Source organism: Bacteroides caecigallinarum (assembly GCF_021530995.1).
Classification (GTDB): domain Bacteria; phylum Bacteroidota; class Bacteroidia; order Bacteroidales; family Bacteroidaceae; genus Phocaeicola; species Phocaeicola faecigallinarum.
Window position 1 is genome coordinate 1 of sequence record NZ_JADYTF010000032.1, and the last position, 20,712, is coordinate 20,712.

Annotated in this window: 17 protein-coding genes; 6 read left to right on the plus strand and 11 right to left on the minus strand. The window is 39.2% G+C overall.

Annotation, left to right across the window (positions count from 1 at the left end):
* Nucleotides 1-289 precede the first annotated feature (289 nt).
* The 6 genes from lnb to I6E24_RS06400 all read left to right on the plus strand — a co-directional run bounded on the left by lnb (nucleotide 290) and on the right by I6E24_RS06400 (nucleotide 9,150).
* Entirely contained in the window at nucleotides 290-1,462 is a 1,173-nt protein-coding gene (lnb, locus tag I6E24_RS06375; RefSeq protein ID WP_235327202.1) for a lipoprotein N-acyltransferase Lnb, read from the plus strand.
* 2 nt (nucleotides 1,463-1,464) lie between these two features.
* On the plus strand, nucleotides 1,465-3,048 hold the full coding sequence (locus I6E24_RS06380) for an alkaline phosphatase family protein (RefSeq protein WP_235327173.1): 1,584 nt from the start codon (nucleotides 1,465-1,467) through the stop codon (nucleotides 3,046-3,048).
* A gap of 99 nt (nucleotides 3,049-3,147) precedes the next feature.
* Nucleotides 3,148-6,441, plus strand: a complete 3,294-nt coding sequence (gene secA / locus I6E24_RS06385; RefSeq protein WP_235327175.1) for a preprotein translocase subunit SecA — start codon at nucleotides 3,148-3,150, stop codon at nucleotides 6,439-6,441.
* 137 nt (nucleotides 6,442-6,578) lie between these two features.
* Entirely contained in the window at nucleotides 6,579-7,562 is a 984-nt protein-coding gene (locus I6E24_RS06390) for a DUF6340 family protein (protein WP_235327177.1), read from the plus strand.
* A gap of 61 nt (nucleotides 7,563-7,623) precedes the next feature.
* Entirely contained in the window at nucleotides 7,624-8,073 is a 450-nt protein-coding gene (locus I6E24_RS06395; RefSeq protein WP_235327179.1) for a hypothetical protein, read from the plus strand.
* Between the two features lie 78 nt (nucleotides 8,074-8,151).
* Entirely contained in the window at nucleotides 8,152-9,150 is a 999-nt protein-coding gene (locus tag I6E24_RS06400; protein WP_235327181.1) for an MBL fold metallo-hydrolase, read from the plus strand.
* A 94-nt stretch (nucleotides 9,151-9,244) separates the two neighbouring features.
* Here the strand turns inward: I6E24_RS06400 and I6E24_RS06405 are convergent, their stop codons facing one another.
* The 11 genes from I6E24_RS06405 to I6E24_RS06455 all read right to left on the minus strand — a co-directional run bounded on the left by I6E24_RS06405 (nucleotide 9,245) and on the right by I6E24_RS06455 (nucleotide 20,517).
* A complete protein-coding gene (locus I6E24_RS06405) occupies nucleotides 9,245-11,872 on the minus strand; it encodes a valine--tRNA ligase (RefSeq protein WP_235327183.1) in 2,628 nt (875 codons plus the stop codon).
* 208 nt (nucleotides 11,873-12,080) lie between these two features.
* The gene (locus I6E24_RS06410) at nucleotides 12,081-13,220 is read right to left on the minus strand and encodes a DUF4421 domain-containing protein (protein ID WP_235327185.1); all 1,140 of its coding nucleotides are present in this window, start codon (nucleotides 13,218-13,220) and stop codon (nucleotides 12,081-12,083) included.
* Nucleotides 13,221-13,223: 3 nt separating this feature from the next.
* On the minus strand, nucleotides 13,224-14,213 hold the full coding sequence (locus I6E24_RS06415; protein WP_235327187.1) for a Gfo/Idh/MocA family protein: 990 nt from the start codon (nucleotides 14,211-14,213) through the stop codon (nucleotides 13,224-13,226).
* Nucleotides 14,214-14,220: 7 nt separating this feature from the next.
* Nucleotides 14,221-15,036 carry a transporter substrate-binding domain-containing protein gene (locus I6E24_RS06420; RefSeq protein WP_235327189.1) on the minus strand — a complete coding sequence of 272 codons (816 nt, stop codon included), beginning with the start codon at nucleotides 15,034-15,036 and terminating at the stop codon, nucleotides 14,221-14,223.
* Between the two features lie 27 nt (nucleotides 15,037-15,063).
* The gene (locus tag I6E24_RS06425; protein ID WP_317218726.1) at nucleotides 15,064-17,154 is read right to left on the minus strand and encodes a putative porin; all 2,091 of its coding nucleotides are present in this window, start codon (nucleotides 17,152-17,154) and stop codon (nucleotides 15,064-15,066) included.
* Between the two features lie 168 nt (nucleotides 17,155-17,322).
* The gene (locus I6E24_RS06430) at nucleotides 17,323-17,865 is read right to left on the minus strand and encodes a 2-oxoacid:acceptor oxidoreductase family protein (protein ID WP_235327191.1); all 543 of its coding nucleotides are present in this window, start codon (nucleotides 17,863-17,865) and stop codon (nucleotides 17,323-17,325) included.
* 30 nt (nucleotides 17,866-17,895) lie between these two features.
* A complete protein-coding gene (locus I6E24_RS06435; protein ID WP_204393506.1) occupies nucleotides 17,896-18,663 on the minus strand; it encodes a thiamine pyrophosphate-dependent enzyme in 768 nt (255 codons plus the stop codon).
* 20 nt (nucleotides 18,664-18,683) lie between these two features.
* Nucleotides 18,684-18,854, minus strand: a complete 171-nt coding sequence (locus I6E24_RS06440; protein WP_204393508.1) for a hypothetical protein — start codon at nucleotides 18,852-18,854, stop codon at nucleotides 18,684-18,686.
* An 18-nt stretch (nucleotides 18,855-18,872) separates the two neighbouring features.
* A complete protein-coding gene (locus tag I6E24_RS06445) occupies nucleotides 18,873-19,952 on the minus strand; it encodes a 3-methyl-2-oxobutanoate dehydrogenase subunit VorB (protein WP_235327192.1) in 1,080 nt (359 codons plus the stop codon).
* A gap of 38 nt (nucleotides 19,953-19,990) precedes the next feature.
* Complete coding sequence (locus I6E24_RS06450; RefSeq protein WP_154044972.1) at nucleotides 19,991-20,218, minus strand: 4Fe-4S binding protein; 228 nt, start codon at nucleotides 20,216-20,218, stop codon at nucleotides 19,991-19,993.
* Between the two features lie 20 nt (nucleotides 20,219-20,238).
* The gene (locus I6E24_RS06455; RefSeq protein ID WP_235327194.1) at nucleotides 20,239-20,517 is read right to left on the minus strand and encodes a tetratricopeptide repeat protein; all 279 of its coding nucleotides are present in this window, start codon (nucleotides 20,515-20,517) and stop codon (nucleotides 20,239-20,241) included.
* Nucleotides 20,518-20,712 lie beyond the last annotated feature (195 nt).

Consider the following 20,712-nt stretch of genomic DNA (forward strand, 5'->3'; position numbering starts at 1 on the left):
ACATTTATCAATTTTATATTTGTGACAAAGTATTTTCATGCAGTCCAATGAATGGTTTGAACCTCTAAGTACTTCAATTTGTTCATCTCCATCGAAAACTGCAAGTTTAGCAACGGTATTACCAATGTCTATTATTAAATTCACAATGCATAATTTAGTATTGCATGCAAAGTAAAGGAAAAAATGGGTAATAATTGCAATAAAATAGATGTTTTGTTTTATATTTATAGATAATTAGTCTTATTTTTGTGTCCGAAATTACAAATATGCACTTTTATAAACTATGTTTATCAATAAATTAAGAGTATTAGTCTCTCTGTTGGTGATTTTGGGAGTTATGCAGTCATACTCGCAAAAACGCGACAGTATACAGTTTAGTTTGCTTACTTGTTCTCCCGGAACTGAAATATATTCTTTATTCGGACATACAGCAATACGATATCAGAATTTTACTAAAAGCAAGGATTTGGTATTTAATTACGGAATGTTCAGTTTTTCATCGCCTAATTTTATATATCGTTTTGTTAAGGGTGAGACGGATTATCAGTTGGGAGTAAACGATATCAGATCTTTCAAGGCTGAGTATATGTTTAGGGGGTCAGCTGTATATCAGCAGGTCCTGAATCTTACGTATAGTGAAAAAATAAAATTGCAGGAGCTTCTTTTTACAAATTATCTTCCACAAAACAGGGTTTATAGGTATAATTATTTTTATGACAATTGTACTACAAGAGCGAGAGACCAGATAGAAAAATGTATTGATGGAAAAGTTGAATATCCTACTACAGTTCCTGATAATACGTTTCGTGGTATCATACATGAATTTACAAAAGGATTTGATTGGGAAGAGTTTGGTATAGATTTATGTTTAGGAGAGGATGCTGATGAACCAATAGGTATTCGCCAACAAATGTTTTCTCCATTTTATATGCGTTCTTTTGCAGAAAAAGCATATATTAAAAGTCCTAATGGAAATTTAAGGCCTTTGGTTTTAAAGGAAGAGGTGATAGTTGATGCTGACACAGTAGTTGATGATGGGGATTCTTTTCCATTCAGCCCAGTGAGCTGTGCTACTTTTTTTCTTTGCCTGAACATCATAATAGCATTTATTCAGATTGTTAAGAAGAAAATATACTGGATTTGGGATTTAATTCTTTATTTGTCTCAGGGGTTGGCTGGATGTATAATTGCTTTTCTGTTTTTCTTTTCAATACATCCTACGGTGGATTCAAATTGGCTTATTATGTTATTTAATCCAATACCGTTATTTTATTTGCCATTCATGCTTTATAACGACATAAAACGTAGAAAAGACAGATGGCATATAGTGAATTCTGTGTATTTAACATTTTTTATAGTGATAATACCGATAATACCGCAAGAAATTGATTTATCGGTATTACTTTTGGCACTCGGTTTGTTGTTTAATGCAGTGAGCCATCAGATAGTTTATAGAAAATAAAAATGAGAGAACGATTTATCACATCTTTAATTACTGCTATAGTTATATCCGGAATTAATGCTCAAAATGTTCCGGCTGTTCCGAAATTGGTAATAGGTCTGACTATAGATCAGTTGCGTACGGATTATATCGAGGCCTTTTCCGCCATGTATGGTGAAAGGGGTTTCAAGCGTCTTTTTAAAGAAGGACGTGTATATATGAATGGTGAATATGATTTCATTAAACCTGATCAGACTTCATCCGTAGCTTCTATTTATACAGGTACTACACCTTATTATAATGGAGTTGTAGGAAATAGCTGGATGGATAGGAATACGCTTTGTGTAGTAAAAAGTGTAGATGATAAGGCGTATATGGGAATTTATACATCAGAAAATACTTCACCCAAGCATCTTTCTGTATCCAACCTTGCAGATGAGTTAATGGTGTCTACGCATGGACAGGCACATGTATATTCTATTGCTCCAACTAAAGAAATGGCAATAATGGGAGCTGGTCATGCCGCTAAAGGAGCTTTTTGGATAAATGATGAAAATGGTAAATGGAGTGGTACAACTTACTATGGAACATTTCCTGAATGGGTGACAAATTTTAATGATCGTGATGGATTGGATTTCAGAATAGACCAGATTACATGGGGGCCATATCTCCCTGTTAACTCATATAAATACATTACTACAGAAACAAAACAACTTACATTCAAACATAATTTTACTGACGAGCGTCTGTATAAGTATAAGAAGTTCAAGACTAGCCCATACGTAAACGATGAGGTAAACAAGCTTGTTAATGTCTTTTTGAATAATACCAATGCAGGGTTGGATGATACTCCTGATCTATTGACGCTAGGCTACTATGCCGGAAATTACGATGGCAAGCCTGATACAGAATATGCAATGCAGATTCAGGATATGTATGTCCGCCTAGATAACAGTATTGGGGATTTGCTTGATATGGTTGATAAAAAGGTAGGTCTGAAGAATACACTTATTTTTATAACTTCTACTGGATATCGTTCGCCTGAACCAGAAGATTTGCCTCAATATAAGATACCAACAGGTGAATTTTACATGAAGCGTTGTTCTGCTTTGTTGAATATGTATCTCATGGCAATATATGGGCAGGGACAGTATGTGGAAACCAGTTATGGTAATCAGATATATCTTAATCACAAACTTATAGAAGACAAAAATTTGAATCTTGCAGAAGTGATGACACGCTCCTCTGAATTTATTATACAGATGAGTGGCATACGTTCAGCATATTCTTCCCAACGTCTTTTGCTTGGGGCATGGAACCCTAAGATTGAAAAAATCAGAAATTCATTTACAAGAGAATGTTCAGGTGATCTATACATAGAAATACTGCCTGGATGGAAGGTTGTGGATGAATATTCTAATACGGTTAGAGTTGAACGTGAAGCATATGCTTCGGTTCCAGTCTTCTTTTTTGGATATAACATAAAACCGGAAATATTATATTCACCTATAAAGGTGGCAGCAGTTGCTCCTACTCTGGCACACTTTATGCGAATAAGGGCGCCGAATGCCAGTGTGGCGTCTCCTTTGACAGGAATACGCAAATAAATCTTTGTAATTGCGGCACTTTGTGCGTTTTTAATTATCTTTGTGCGCTGTTGAACATATTTAACGGCATTAATCTGTAAATAAAAAATAAAATATATAATGGGATTTAATGAATTTATAAGCAAGTTGTTCGGGAACAAGGCTTCTCGTGACATGAAGGAAATCCAGCCATGGGTAGAAAAAATTAAAGCTGCATACCCTGAAATAGAGAAGCTGAGTAATGATGAGTTGCGTGCCAAAACGGAAGAGTTGAAAAAGTATATTAAAGATTCTGCCGTAGAGGAAAACAAAAAGATTGAAGAACTTAAAGCTACAATCGAAACTACAGATATTGAAAAACGTGAACCTATCTTTGCCCAAATAGATAAACTTGAAAAAGAGGTGCTTGATAAGTATGAAAAAGCACTTAGCGACGTTTTGCCTGTAGCTTTCGCTATTGTAAAAGATACCGCACGACGTTTTACTCAGAATGAAGAAATAGAAGTAACAGCTACTAATTTCGACCGTGAGTTGGCTGCCATGGGTAAGGATTTTGTCCGCATTGAAGGCGATAAGGCTATATGGAAAAATCATTGGGTAGCTGGTGGAAATGATATGAAGTGGTGTATGGTTCACTACGATGTACAGTTATTCGGTGGAGTTGTCCTAAATCAGGGTAAGATTGCCGAAATGTGTACAGGTGAAGGTAAAACTCTTGTAGCTACTTTGCCAGTATTCCTTAATGCATTGACTGGTAACGGTGTACACGTAGTAACTGTCAATGACTATCTTGCAAAACGTGACTCTGAATGGATGGGACCTCTCTATATGTTCCATGGATTGAGTGTAGACTGTATTGATAAGCATCAGCCAAACTCTGCAGCACGTCGCCGTGCATATATGGCTGATATCACATTCGGTACTAACAACGAGTTCGGTTTCGACTATCTGCGCGACAACATGGCTAACAGCCCTAAGGATCTTGTACAGCGTAAACATAATTTTGCCATTGTCGATGAGGTGGACTCTGTATTGATTGACGATGCTCGTACTCCTCTTATTATTTCAGGTCCTGTTCCAAAAGGTGATCAGCAGCTGTTCGAAGTTCTTCGTCCGTTGGTAGAGCGCCTTGTTGAAGCACAGCGTAAGCTTGCCACACAGTATTTGGCAGATGCTAAACGTCTTATAGCTTCAGATAAGAAAGAAGAAGTGGAAGAAGGATTCCTTTCATTATTCCGTAGCCACAAGGCTCTTCCAAAGAATAAACCTCTTATCAAGTTCCTCAGCGAACCGGGTATTAAAGCCGGAATGTTGAAGACTGAGGCTATCTATATGGAAGCAAACAATAAGCGTATGCCTGAAGCTGTTGAACCTCTTTATTTCGTTATAGATGAAAAAATGAAGAGTGCAGACCTTACTGATAAGGGTATTGAACTTATTACTGGTAACTCTCAGGACCCTACACTATTCGTCCTTCCTGATATTGCGGCACAGTTGTCAGAGCTTGAAAGCGAAACTTCATTGTCAGATGAAGAAAAGTTGGCTAAGAAAGATGAACTTATGACTAACTACGCTATCAAGTCTGAACGAGTTCATACTATCAACCAGTTGCTTAAGGCATATACAATGTTCGAAAAAGATACTGACTATGTTGTTATGGATGGTCAGGTTAAAATCGTTGACGAACAGACTGGCCGTATTATGGATGGTCGTCGTTGGAGTGACGGTTTGCATCAGGCAGTTGAAGCTAAGGAAGGTGTTAAGGTAGAAGCAGCTACTCAGACATTCGCAACAATCACTCTTCAGAATTATTTCCGTATGTATCATAAATTGTCTGGTATGACAGGTACTGCAGAAACGGAAGCAGGCGAATTCTGGGATATCTATAAACTAGATGTAGTGACTATTCCTACTAACCGCCCTATAGCACGTATAGACATGAACGACCGCGTTTATAAAACTAAGCGCGAGAAATATAAAGCTGTTATTGAAGAGATTGAAAAGATGGTTGAAATGGGACGTCCGGTACTGGTCGGTACAACATCTGTTGAAATCTCTGAAATGCTGAGTAAAATGCTTACTCTCCGTAAGATTGAACATAACGTTCTTAATGCTAAATTACATCAGAAAGAAGCTGACATCGTTGCAAAAGCCGGTTTGGGACGTACAGTTACTATTGCTACCAACATGGCAGGTCGTGGTACCGATATCAAGTTGAGCGACGAAGTCAAGGCTGCAGGAGGTTTGGCGATTATTGGTACTGAACGTCACGAATCTCGTCGTGTTGACCGTCAGTTGCGTGGTCGTGCCGGACGTCAGGGAGACCCGGGTTCTTCAGTGTTCTTTGTTTCTCTTGAAGACGATTTGATGCGTTTGTTCTCTTCCGACCGTATAGCGTCTGTAATGGATAAGCTTGGTTTCAAGGAAGGCGAAATGATTGAACATAAGATGATTTCAAATTCTATTGAGCGTGCCCAGAAGAAGGTTGAAGAAAACAACTTCGGTATCCGTAAGCGTTTGCTTGAATATGATGATGTGATGAACAAGCAGCGTAATGTAGTTTATACTAAGCGTCGCCATGCGTTGATGGGTGAACGTATCGGCATGGATATAGTTAATATGATTTGGGAACGTTGTGCGAACGCTTTGGATATGGCTACTTATTCTGAAGCTAAGATGGAAATTCTTCAGACTCTTGCAATGGAAACTCCATTTACTGAAGATGAGTTCACTTCAAAAGATAAGAATGTACTTGCAGAAAGAACATTCGATGCCGCTATGGAAATCTTCAAGCGTAAGACTGAACGTATGGCACAAATTGCCAATCCTGTAATCAAACAGGTTTATGAAAATCAGGGACAGATGTATGAAAACATCATGATTCCTATCACAGACGGAAAACGTATGTATAATATTCCTGTAAACTTGAAGGCTGCATACGAATCAGAGTCAAAAGAAATAGTGAAGGCTTTCGAAAAAGCTATACTTCTTCATACTATTGATGAGGCTTGGAAAGAGAATCTTCGTGAACTTGACGAACTTAAACATTCAGTACAGAATGCAAGTTACGAACAGAAAGACCCATTGTTGATTTTCAAGCTTGAATCTGTAAAACTGTTCGACAATATGGTTGCGAAGATTAATAATAATACAATTTCTGTACTTATGCGTGGTCAGATACCTGTTCAGGAGCCAGAACAGGTGCGTGAGGCTGCTCCTGAACCTGCTCCTAGAAAACAGCAGTATAAGGAAGAAAAGGTTGATTTAAATGATCAGGCCCAGCAGAATGCAGCAGGTAAGGATACCAGAGAAGTTAAGAATGAGCCTTATAAGGCAGACAAGACTGTAGGCCGAAACGATCCATGTCCTTGTGGAAGCGGATTGAAATACAAAAATTGTCACGGTAAAGTATAAGAATTTTAATAAATAACATGTTATAAAGGTCGTCTCTTAACATAGGGGCGGCCTTTATTGTTATACCTTTATTACCTTTTAACTTCATAATATTCAGAAAAATACTAATTTTGTACAGATTTAAAATTGAATAAATTATGAAGAAACATGCTTTATATATCATTTTGCTTGTAAGTGTTTTGATGTCGTCATGTGCTTCCATTCAGACACTTACTTTCGATCAGTTATCTCCTGCTGAGGTTAATTTCCCATATCAAGTTTCAGTAGTTGGTGTGGTAAACAATATGCCATCGCGTCCAAAGCCAAAAAGTAATATTCTCACTTTGGGGCCGATAGAGGCTGAAGGAAAGGGAGCTGCTGAGACTTTATCCGGTTATTTGGCAGACAGCAAGTATTTTAATCAGGTCATAATTTGCGATTCGGCTCTTTGCTCAGATGCTTATTCTACCAGTCTTTCTGCTGATGAAGTGAGCAGACTATCTTCAATGTTGGGAGTTGATATGATAATTTCATTTGAAAGATTATTTTTGGATGTACAAAAGAAAGAATTGACTAATCCAGGTTGGGATGTTGCCATTCCTGTTTTGCAGACACAGGTTGTACCTGTTGTACGGTTATATATACCTAAAAGACAAAAACCAATTGCCGAACTTGTGGCTAAAGATACTTTGTATTTCGATCTAGGAAACAGAATTTCAGAAAAAGAGCTAATAGATGAATGTACCAGACATGCTTCATCTGTCATTTGTAATAAAATAGTTCCTTATTGGCAGACTGTTAATAGAATTTATTTTGACGGTGGATGCGTAGAAATGCGCGATGCTGGAGTTTACGTTAGAGAGGATGACTGGACTTCAGCCAGAGAACAGTGGACAAAGGTGTATAATCGTCTGAAGAAAGGAAATACGAAATTTAGGGCAGCATATAATATGTCGCTCTCGTTTGAGATGACTGGAGATATGGAAAAGGCAGAAGAGTGGCTGAAAAAAGCTACAGATTGTGTGGAGCCGGGTTCTGAAGAGGAGATGGTTCTAAAGTATTATACTGCACAGTTCACTAAAAGAAAAGATGAATTGGGCAAATTGAATGTTCAAATGGGACGTTTTAATAACAATTTCTGAGCTGTTTGTTTTGAAACTTTATAATTTTTAGTAATTTTGAGGTAATAAATATTTTATGCCTATGAATGTTAGTGAAAAAACACGTGCAGCTATATCGTCATCTATTCGAGAAGCATTATGCAGATATGTTTCCGGCAATGAGAATACTGTTGTTACAGATATACATTTGCAACCGAAACAGGATAGTGGAGAACTATTGATATTCAATGATGATGATGAAGAATTGGCTCGTACTATTATAGATGAATGGGTTGAATGCGAATCTGAAGATTTTGTGTCTGATGTCGAAACTATTCTTCGTTCTGAAATTGTGGCGTTGAGAGACCAGGGATATTTTGAAAAACTGTCTTTGCTTAAGCCATACTCTTTTGTTTTGGTTGATGAGGATAAAGAAACTGTAGCTGAGTTGATGTTGGTTGATGATGAGGATACTTTGTTACTTAATGATGAGCTTTTGAAAGGACTTGATGAAGAACTTGACGCATTTTTGAAAGAACTTCTAGAAAAATAATGAAGATATTGTGATAGTCGGGGTAAGGTTACGAAAGTATTCTTTCCCCGATTTTTGTTTTATATTTATTTAAAATATATGGGAGAAAGGATTTCGTTTAGAAAGAATGAACAATTGCATACTGTGAACCCACGTTGGCGCGGTAATCCTTCCGTTAAAGGCAAATTCTTTAACCGTCAGCACAGATGGCGTCCTGGAATGGGAAGTATATTGAAATGGAGATTCTCGCCTAATCCGCAAAGAAAAGAAAAACGTAGGATAAAGTGGAATCCCAATGTGAGATATCTCCATAGTCTTGATGCTGTAATAGGCAATTCGCTGATATGGCTTGGGCATAATTCTTTTTTTCTTCAGTTAGGCGGAAAACGTTTTATGATTGATCCTGTTTTCGGAAGCATACCTTTTGTGAAGAGAAGGAGTACGTTTCCTGCCGATCCTTCAATCTTCAGGAATATAGATTATTTGCTTATCAGCCATGACCATTTCGATCATCTTGACAAGCCGAGTGTGGCTCGTCTGGTCTCCGAAAATCCCATGATGAAGTTGTTTTGTGGTATCGGTACCGGACAACTGATAAAAGGATGGTTTCCTGAAATGGAGGTAATTGAAGCCGGATGGTATCAGCAGCATAAGGATGACGGACTTTGTCTGACCTTCCTTCCGGCACAGCACTGGAGCAAAAGAGGAGTGAGCGATGGCGGTGAACGCCTTTGGGGGGCTTTTATGATACAGGCAGACGGAATAACTATTTATAATAGCGGTGATACGGGATACGCTCACCATTTTAAGGAGTTGTCTGATATTTTCCCACACATTGACTATTGTATGATTGGAATAGGTGCATATAAGCCACGATGGTTTATGAAACCTAATCATATATCTCCATATGATGCCCTTACTGCTTCAGCCGAGATGGGTGCACGAATGACTATACCGATGCATTACGGCACTTTCGACCTTTCAGATGAGCCTTTATTTGATCCGCCTCATGTATTTGCGACCGAGGCCAGAAAAAGAAATATGGATGTTATGATTCCTGAATTGGGTGAAGTGGTTAAATTACATCATATTAGATAGGATCTGTTTTCTTGGAAAACATGAAATCTATATAAACAAAAAATGAACAGCCTTTCGGATGTTCATTTTTTGTTTTATATAGATATTCGGTTGATTACTTTTTCAATGTCGCAATGCTTTCTTTCAGTGCTGCAATCTTGGTTTCTGCGTCAGCCTGTTTCTTGCGTTCCATTTCAATAACGTTAGCCGGAGCCTTGCTTACAAACTTCTCGTTGCTTAGCTTCTTCATTACGCTCATGAGGAATCCTTCCTGATATTTCAGGTCTGCTTCAAGTTTCTTCAGCTCTTCTTCCACGTTTATAAGGTTACCCAGAGGAACTGCATATTCAGTTGTACCAACCATGAACGAAGCTGCACCTTCTGCCTTTGCATCTACCTGTGCTATTTCAGAAAGGTTACACAATTTCTCTATCACAGCATTGAAGTCTGCTACAGGGCTTTCTCCAACCACTTCAAGATTCAAAGCCTCTTTCTGAGCAATGTTCTTCTGAAGTCTGATAGTACGGATGCCACCGATAACTTCTTTTACAGCTTCAAATTTGTTTATGATAGTTTCATTGTAAGTCTCTGTCATATTAAGAGTCTGAGTCATGATGCTTTCACCATCCTTGCGGTCATAGATGTGCTGCCACAACTCTTCAGTGATGAATGGCATGAACGGATGCAGAAGCTTGAGCAGTGTGTCGAAGAAACTCAAAGTCTTTTCGTAAGTCACGCTGTCGATAGGCTGTCCGTATACTGGTTTCACCATTTCAAGATACCAGCTTGAGAATTCGTCCCAGAACAGTTTGTAAACTACCATAAGAGCCTCGCTCAGACGATATTTGCCGAACAGATCGTTTACTTCAGCTGTAGTCTTTGCAAGCATAGCCTCAAACCATTCAGTTGCCAGGCATGCGTATTCAGGCTGTTCGTTTCCTTCCACGTTCCATCCCTTAACCAGACGGAATGCGTTCCATATCTTGTTGTTGAAGTTACGTCCCTGTTCGCAGAGAGCGTCGTCAAACAAAATATCGTTTCCTGCAGGAGCTGCAAGCATCATACCCATACGTACACCATCAGCACCATATTTATCAATCAGTTCAAGCGGGTCTGGTGAGTTACCGAGTGACTTGGACATCTTACGGCCGATTTTATCGCGTACGATACCTGTGAAATATACATTCTTGAAAGGCATATCGCCCATATATTCATATCCTGCCATAATCATACGTGCCACCCAGAAGAAAATGATGTCCGGTCCTGTTACAAGGTCGGCAGTAGGGTAGTAGTATTTGATTTCCTCGTTGCCCGGATTGTTGATTCCGTCGAACAGAGAGATAGGCCACAACCATGAAGAGAACCATGTATCCAGACAGTCTTCATCCTGACGCAGGTCTTCAATCTTCATATCCTTGTTGCCTGTTTTCTCGATGGCAAGTTTCAACGCTTCTTCTGCTGTTTCTGCCACTACAAATCCGCCCTGAGGCAAGAAGTAAGCCGGGATTCTGTGTCCCCACCACAACTGACGGCTTATACACCAGTCCTTGATGTTCTCCATCCAGTACTTGTAAGTGTTCTTGTATTTTGCAGGATAGAACTTCAGTTCGTCGTTCATTACAGGAGGCAACGCCATGTCTGCGAAGTGTTTCATCTTGAGGAACCACTGCATTGACAGTTTAGGTTCGATGGCTACGTTTGTACGTTCAGAGAAACCGACCTTGTTGTTGTAAGCTTCAACCTTTTCAAGAAGGCCTGCTGCTGCAAGATCTTTTTCTATCTGTTCGCGAACGTCGAAACGGTCCATACCTACATACATTTCGGCAGCCTCGCTGATAGTACCATTGTCATTGAATATATCTATTGACTGCAGATTGTATTTTTCGCCCAGCATGTAGTCGTTCACGTCGTGTGCAGGAGTAACCTTCAAACATCCTGTACCGAACTCTATATCTACATAGTCATCTTCGATAACCGGGATAACTCTGTTCACCAACGGAACAATCACTTTCTTGCCCTTGAGCCATTCGTTCTTTGGGTCGTTAGGATTGATACACATTGCTGTATCACCCATGATAGTTTCAGGACGAGTAGTTGCAACTACAGCATAACGTCCTTCAGCATCACCTTCAACCTTATATCTCAGGTAGAAGAGCTTGCTGTGTTCTTCCTTATAGATAACCTCTTCATCAGAAAGTGCAGTGAGGGCTTTTGGATCCCAGTTCACCATACGAACGCCGCGATAAATCAGTCCCTTGTTATACAGGTCTACGAATACCTTTATCACACTCTTGCTTCTTGCTTCGTCCATAGTGAAAGCAGTGCGGTCCCAGTCGCATGAAGCACCAAGTTTGCGCAACTGTTTCAGGATTATACCTCCGTGTTCGTCAGTCCATTCCCATGCATGTTTCAGGAATTCCTCTCTTGTGAGGTCGGTTTTCTTTATTCCCTGCTGAGCCAGTTTGTTTACCACCTTTGCTTCTGTTGCGATAGATGCGTGGTCTGTACCAGGAACCCAGCATGCGTTCTTTCCCATCATGCGGGCACGGCGCACGAGGATGTCCTGTATAGTATTGTTAAGCATGTGTCCCATGTGGAGCACTCCGGTCACGTTTGGTGGCGGGATTACGACGGTGTATGGTTCGCGTCCGTCCGGTTTAGAACTGAAAAGTTTGTTGTCCAGCCAATACTGGTACCATTTCCCTTCCACATCTGCGGGATTGTACTTACTTGCTAATTCCATGATTTATATCTAATTATTATTTGTTTTTCCGAATTGTATAATCGGTTGCAAAAGTAATAAAAGTTGTTCGAAAATTCAATACAATGACCAATAGTCTTTATTTAGAATTGAGACAAATATGATTTGAAAAACGGTCTTTGTTGTATGAATGTAGGATATGAAAGTATAAATCTGGGTGCTGACCATCGTCGGCACCAAAAGCAATGGTTTATTCCGGACGGCGAGACTGTTTCCTTTTCCAGAAATTGAATCCTGCATAAATCTTAAGGCTTCCAAATGAATTTGTCATGGACATTTTTTCATTTCTGTAGTCGTATGTATGCAGAATAAGGGTTGCACCAACGTAATATTTACTGTTGTTCCATGTAATTCCGGCTCTTGTAATAAGGTCGAAGTTTATATCTTTTACCCATTCGGTCCAGTCGGAACTTATATTTGCAGGTGTACCGTTGATTTTGGCCTTTTTATATCCTATGGCCGGAAGTAGAGATAAGTTTAACAGACAATTTTTTGCAAAGACCCAGTTGTAGCCGTATCCTACGCTTAGGTTGATATCCGTGTAGCTTAAACTTTGAAACTCCATGGAAGGATTGATCTGGTTCTGGATTTCCTGTGGCAGTTTGGTGTTGTCGAATGAAATATTGTGCTGCGAATATGCAAACCCCACCATTGGCGAGCCGCAACTTTTCTTCTGGTTGGTAGATTGGCTATATGCTGCCGGATATGAGTATTTGTCGCTTTTGAATATGTAGTATGCGTTCAAGCCTTTAATACTGCTGTTGAAACCATCGAAATCAACCCCAATATAGTCTTCGGACAAATTGAAGTTTTTGCATTTTGTTATTTTGAAGTTACTGCCTGTTTTTCTGTAATACAGGTCCAGTCCGAACTTTGCACTGTAGAGATTGAAAACCATCTCTATTCGTGGTTTGTCTTTTTTGTTATTGAACAGACTGCCCAAATCGAATGAATATCCCAGGAAAATCCATCTCCATCCGAAATACAGTCCAAGTTTTGTATTGGCTTTTGGGGCAAATCCCAGTACCTGGTTGCCGTAATTATTGGTACTTCCTAAATGATAATGTTCAAACCAGGTACTTTGTTCCAGCATGAAAGTAAGATTATACTTATTGGGCAGGATATAAGAAGTGTCGGTTTTGTTGAACCAGTCAACAGCCTTATTTATAAAATTCTTAGTCGTTCCTGATGCTTTACTCTCAGAAATTGTATCTTTTGATATCGTTTCGTGGATTTGCACTGAATCTTTCCTCATTTCCAGAGCCAAAAGATGGTTTGGAATGAGGTATAATAATAAGATTGATATTGCTACACGAATGCTTGCCGACACCTTTTATAACTTATTTAAAATCCTGTCCATAACCCAGTTGGTAGGGGTTGCGCTTACTCCGTCACAAGTACATATAGATTTTCCTTGCAGATGTTCCACTACAGCTTTGATTAATGGTAGCTGTACGTGTGGAGGGTTTTGAAGAATTATTTCTTCGCGTCCTCTTTCAGTATGAAGTGCTATCGGGTCGTATGTGAATACAGAGAAACATATCATGCCTTTGTCGCCTATTATTTCTATTCTGTCCTCTTTGGCCGACTCATGTGCCACGAAACACCATGACCCTGAGCCTGGCAATCCAGAGTCAAACTTGAAACATGCGCTTATCGTATCTTCGGCTTCATAAAGGCCTCCTCTATTGCTTTTATAACCTTCAGCTTCAAGTATACACCCGAACATTTCTTGCAGCAAATCAAGCTGGTGAGGTGCCAGATCGTAGAAATATCCACCTCCCGATATCACAGGCTGTACACGCCATGGCAGGTTTTTGGTATTATAATCCAATGCTCGTGGCGGCTGTGCAAATCTTATCTGAACATTTATCACATTACCTATTTCGCCTGATTTTACCAAGTCTTTAACCTTTTGGAAATAAGGTAGATATCGTCTGTAGTATGCTACGAAACATGGAATTCCTGTTTCTTTTGATATTCTGTTTATTCTGGCACAGTCTTCGTACGATGCTGCCATAGGTTTTTCTATATAGACAGGTTTGCCTGCTTTCATTGCCATAATAGCAAATGTGGCATGCGATGATGGAGGTGTGGCTATATAGATGGCATTAACTTCCTCGTCGCCTATCAGTTCCTGTGCGTCTGTATACCATTTGGGTATGTTATGCCTTTCTGCATACGATTTTACCTTTTCTTCGTCGCGGCTCATTACGGCAACGACTTTGGATCCTTCTACCATATTGAATGCGGGACCACTCTTTTTTTCTGTTACTTCACCGCATCCTATGAAACCCCAATTTACCTTGTCAAACTTCATCATAAACGAGTTAATAATTTCGGTTAAAGTATTCTTTATATAAGTCTTTATATTCTTTAGTCTTGATATATCGTTCCAGCCAAGTGTTTATGCTGTCCAGCAGTATTGGTGCATTTTTATTAATTCCCCATGAATAGAACTGATTGAAACTTATATTTGTGTTCAAATCAAGGTTTTTGAATCTTCTGACGTACATTTTTGCTGTTCTTTCATCGCATATAGCATAATCAATATCTCCAGCCGATACCATGGCTAATAATTGTTCTGGGCCATATTCGGTTATTTCTTCTGTGTATATTGAATCGCCTATTTCGTCCATAAGGTTATTGATTCTCATCAGTGCAGGCGAATCCTTTATTATATGTATTGTCTTGCCGGCAAGTTCAAGAGGACTGTCTATATGATTATCTTCATCATTCCTTTGAATAAGAATTTGTTTTCCTATCGCAAAAGGATTAGTAAATAAAATACTGTCTTTCAGTTCTGAGGTTGTTGCAGTTCCCAGTGCTATCAAATCGTATCTTCCTTCAATGACACCTCTAATTCTTTTCTCAAAACTCATTTCTGGCGTCATTTCAAGTTTCAGCCCTTTTTCTTTGGCAAAAGCATTTAAGATTTCATAATCAAATCCGTAGGTCTCTCCTTTAAATACGTAAAAACTTAGGGCATTATATTCTGTTACAGCCTTTATAACTCCTGATTCCATAATCCCTGGATAATCCCTCGGATAGAACTTTTCTTCCGGATTTTTTCTGGAGAACAATAGTATTATAACAGTTGATACAACTATTATAGATATTATATATTTCAGGAGTCTTTTTACCATATAATCAAGTCGTTTTTATTATTAAAGTTAATCGAAGAAATTCCATGAAATTCCCAGTTTCAATCCTCTTGGGTTAAGTGGATAATGTGGTGCAAAGAAATAACTTCTTTCTCCTGTGCCCTGAACAAGGTTATACATCATGACAAAAAAACGTGTACGTTTCAGATGCAGGTTTATATATCCGTTTACCAAAGGATATCCTCCCAATTTATATCTGGTGTCTTTATTCTGTAGATAGAATTGACCGATTGCAGGTGCATAATCAGGTGCATAGTATTGGGTGAAATATCTGACATCTGCACCTAACTCTACAGTCAGGACTTTTTTTGCAAGTCCGGCTCTGATATAGAGATTATGATAAAGAACCAGTTCCGGCAATGGCAAAATATTGTTGTTGCTGCTTTTCTGATAAACAACTTCATTGTCCAGATGTAATATTCCAAATTTAAAATCCTGTTTTAGCTTTGCACTGAACACTTGTATGTTTCCGGAGTTTTGTTTCACAGCTACATCATTTTTATAAGTTGTAGCTTCGCCTTCACTACCGGTGTATGCCACAGATGTATTGTCAAGATAAGTATAATTGGTTATATTCTCTACACCTGCCTGCAATTGTGTTCTCCATCTGTCTATGCTCAGTTTTCCTTCAATCTTTGTTCTTGTAATCATAGACAAATCGTTGTCCCACCAATAATGTTTAGAGTGGAAATGGCGGTAGTAGAATGCAGGATTCAGATTCTTTATATATGCCTTAGCGTCGAGTCTTACCGTATCATTGAATAGCTTGAAGTTAAGGTCGCCTTTTCCTTCTATGTTGAATTGTCCTATGTCCTCGCCAAGTACGGCTATCTCACCAAGTATATCATAATGCAATGTCTTTCCTTGCGATTTTATCAGCTGTCCTCCTACTGATAGAACATTCTCCTTGTAATCTCTCATGAATTGTCCGGCCTTTCCTTCTATACTGTCTGTCATAGAGAATCTTCTGTGTTCGAAACTTACAAAAGCTGTAAGTCCTGCTTTCGCCCATTTGTTGAATCCTTCTCTCAGAGATATCCCTACAGTGTTTTTTACAGACATGTATTTGGTTATGTCTGTAGAGTCATTTCCGAGATAATGGTTCTGGAAATACTCTCTGTTCTGTGTATCGTTGTAGGAAATATAGTTACGTGTATTCATGTCTACTTTTACGGTGTGAATGAAACTTGTAACCGGGACAAATACTTCTTTTGGAATTGTGTCATTTTCGCTTGTTTCGTCCTTATAAAATCCCAAATTATATCTGTGTGTCAGAAAAGCATGATAACCTGTATTTTTATTCCATATATCCTGCAAGTTTGTTGGTATTTCGTATGACTTGAAAACTCTTCCTCCTTCAGCCATTTCTATAGGCTGTGTCACATATCTGTCATCAGTGATACCACCATTTTCAGTTACTTTCATGTTGTCATTCACGAAACTGAAGTGCATTTCATATTTGTCTCCATGATAATAAGCAAATAAATTTCCATTGAATAGTGCTGTAGACTGGTTCAGATATTTACCTCTGCCATAAATATAGTCTATATTGAATCCGAATCCAAGTCTTTTGTTCGCATTTACTGCGAAATATGCCTTGAATCTTTCTTCTGCTCTTCTGCTCGAGCCATGTTTATAATATGTCAGATTTGTGAAAGGAGATTTGGTGTTTGTGAATATGATTTTTTCAGGAGTAAGATATGCAAAATCATATGGGTCTGTAAAGAATTCCTGTGTGGTTTCAGGTCTTTCGAAAAACACGTGTGATATACGTGGCGACCCCAAATTTCCAAGATATGTATAGTGGCCAGTAGGACCTCCGTTGTCATTGGAATTTTGGAATCCGAACTGAAGAGTATCAACAGGAATTGTCGTTTTATTACCCAAACGTTCTTCTATAACCCATGAGCTTAGTCCCACAGGTATAGTGCTTGCATCATTAACTGCAGTAGTGTCTATCGGATTACCGTTTCTGTCGAAACGGTTACTGCTCATTCCAGATGCAGAAGAACCATATTGGCTCTGCATCATGTTCTGTGCCTGTGCAAATAAATTTATGCACGCTAGTATAAATATAGCTGTAATAAGTATCTTTCTCATATCGTGGCAAAGATAGTGCAAAACGATAGAAGTACAAAGCGAAAACATAGTTTTCGGCTTTTAATTCCGAGGTGCATATTATCTTGTCCAAATATATAATATAAAAAAACGAAAAAAGGAGGATAATCATTACAGATTCCTCCTCCTTTTTGGTATATTATTGAGTTATTATGCTTCTTTTATTATTTCCATACCGATACGGATAGCTTCTTCGTTCATCGGTATAAGATGATGATGACGTTCCGGCAAAGTCTTGCGCAATGCTTTTACTACACTTTCTGTTGAAACTACCGGTATAAGTTTCAGCAGTCCTCCAAGAACTATCATGTTGAAAGTCTTTGCCATGTTGCGTTCATTAGCTTCGTCCATGGCATCAATGCGATAAACTTTTATATCTTTTCTGGTAGGAGGATTGATAATTCCATATCCGTCGTAGATAAGTATTCCGCCAGGTTTTACCTTACTTTCGAATTTTGCCAGTGATGGCTGGTTCAATATTATGGCGCAGTCATATTTGCTCAATATTGGTGATGAAATTCTTTCATCGCTCACAATAACCGTTACGTTTGCTGTACCACCTCTCTGTTCAGGTCCGTATGCCGGCATCCAGGTCACTTCCTTGTTTTCCATCAATCCGGAATAAGCAAGAATTTTACCCATGGACAAAACTCCCTGTCCTCCAAATCCGGCTATAATTATTTCATGCTTCATTTTCTTTTTGAATAATAGAGTGATTGAATATTATAAAGTAGTGTCCTTCAGGTCGCCTAGAGGGTAGAACGGGAACATGTTCTCTTCCATCCATTTGTTGGCTTTTTCAGGTGACATTTTCCATCCAGAGTTACATGTAGATACTATTTCCACCAGGTTAGAGCCTTTACCTTGCATAGAATTTTCGAATGCTTTTCTTATGGCTTTCTTTGCCTTGCGGATGGCTGCAACAGTTTGAACAGACTGTCTTGTAACGTAGCATGTGCCTTGCAGTGTAGCTGCAATTTCAGTCATTTTAAGCGGATAACCGTGTATCTCAGGATCACGTCCGTAAGGACAAGTAGCTGTTTTCATTCCCACCAGTGTAGTAGGAGCCATCTGTCCGCCTGTCATACCGTATATTGCGTTGTTTATAAAGATGATGGTAATATTTTCACCTCTGTTGAGTGCATGTATAGTTTCTGCTGTACCAATACATGCCAAGTCGCCATCTCCCTGATATGTGAACACCAGTCTGTCCGGCCACAGTCTCTTTATTGCAGTGGCAAGTGCTGGCGCACGTCCGTGAGCGGCTTCCTGACAGTCTATGTCAAGATAGTTATACATGAATACCGCACATCCCACAGGGCTGACACCTATAGCCTTTTCGCTCATTCCCATTTCTTCTATTACTTCGGCAATAAGCTTGTGTACCACGCCGTGGCTACATCCCGGGCAGTAGTGCATTGGGTTATCATTAAGCAGTTTCGGCTTCTGGTAAACCAGATTTTCCGGCTTCATTATTTCTTCTTTTGTCATATTATTTTCCTCCGTAATTGTCATAGTAAGAAGCGGAACACGAATTCTATCATCTTCAGGAACAGTGAAGCACCGCATACATAAAAGAATACGGTTTTGTCATCTCCTAAAGTAAAATATAGGATAATAGATGCCAGTGCTCCAATCATGAACAGAATGTTCAATATGTTTCTTATCTTGTCGTTGTCCATTATTTATTCTTACTGGGGTTATTTAATGAGTTTTTCTTTCAAAGCGTCCACAACTTCGTCAGGATCAGGTACGATACCACCCAAACGGCCGAAGTGATGTACTGGTACGTTGCACTCTACAGCCAGTTTTACATCTTCAATCATTTGTCCGCTGTTGAGCTCTACCACCAATATACCTTTAACTTGTTTTGCTCTTTCTGCAATTTCCGGAGTAGGGAACGGCCATAGTGTTATAGGACGGAACAGACCTACCTTTATACCTTCCTCGCGTGCATGTTCCATTGCCTTCTGTGCTATACGTGCGCATGATCCGAATGCTACTATCAGGTATTCCGCATCTTCGCATTCTATTTCTTCATAACGTCTTTCGTTAGCTTCTATTTCTGCATATTTGTTTTGCAGATGCAGGTTTCTCTGTTCCATTACGGCAGGATCAAGTTCCAGAGAAGTAATTACAATAGGTTTACGTCCTTTGCATCCGGTTGATGCCCATGGGCACTGTTCGATTATTTCTTCATCTGTACGTCTTGGTCTTGGTTCAGGTAATACCACTTTTTCCATCATCTGACCTATTACACCGTCTGCAAGAATCATTGCCGGATTGCGGTATTTGAATGCCAGGTCAAAACCCAGCTTTACGAAATCAGCCATTTCCTGTACTGATGCCGGTGCAAGTGCTATCAGGTGATAGTCGCCGTGTCCTCCTCCTTTTGTAGTCTGAAAATAGTCTGCCTGGCTAGGTTGGATTGTTCCCAGTCCCGGACCTCCACGCATTACGTTCACGATAAGGCAAGGCAATTCTGCTCCTGCTATATAAGATATACCTTCCTGTTTAAGGCTGACGCCGGGACTTGATGATGATGTCATTACCATTTTTCCTGTTCCCGCACCACCATATACCATGTTTATTGCGGCAACTTCACTCTCTGCCTGCAAAACCACCATTCCGGTTGTTTCCCATGGCTTCTGTTCTGCCAGTGTTTCAAGCACTTCTGATTGCGGAGTGATAGGGTAACCGAAGTATCCGTCCACACCAATGCGTATCGCGGCATGTGCTATGGCTTCGTTACCTTTCATTAGAACTACTTCTTCTGCCATATTTCTCTTTATTAATCGTTTGTTCTTAAATTCTTGGGTTATTCACATTTGGCCCTATAAACAGTAAGGCAACCGTCAGGACATACGATAGCGCATGATGAACAACCGTTGCAAGTGTCTTCTACCACCTGCTGTACATAATTATATCCTTTTTGATTTACTTTTGGAGTAAGAGCCAATACTTTAAGCGGGCAAGCTACCACACAAAGGTTGCATCCCTTGCATCGCTCGGTGTTTACTACCACCACTCCTTTCATTTTAGCCATATATATACGTATTTAGAGTTTTATTGATTAAACATATCTTTATTATAGAAATTCAGGATATCCATCATCATGGCTCTGGCGTCCTTTGCCGGACTTTCCGGATTGATGTTTATGGCTTCCTGATAATTGTTGAGCGCACCCTGCCAGTCTCCAAGTTTTCTGCATGCATTTCCTTTCAGATAATAAGCCATGTCAGTGTCTTCCGTGTTTTGCTCTATTATCATGTCCAGAGCTTCCTTGGCTTCGGCTATACGGCCGTCTTTAATCATTATTCTTATGTTCTCCAATATATTATTCATAAAAATACAAAATGTTAAGACGTATGCAAAGATACATTTTATTTAATATCAAAGTCTTTTTTTTAAGAATAAATAGTCATCGATTGTCCTTTTTTAGTGTGTCATGTTGTTATTTTATATATTTCTTTTGTAAGTATTTTTATTTGTTATACCTTTGCGAGGTTGAAACCAAAAGAATGAGAATCTGTAATATAA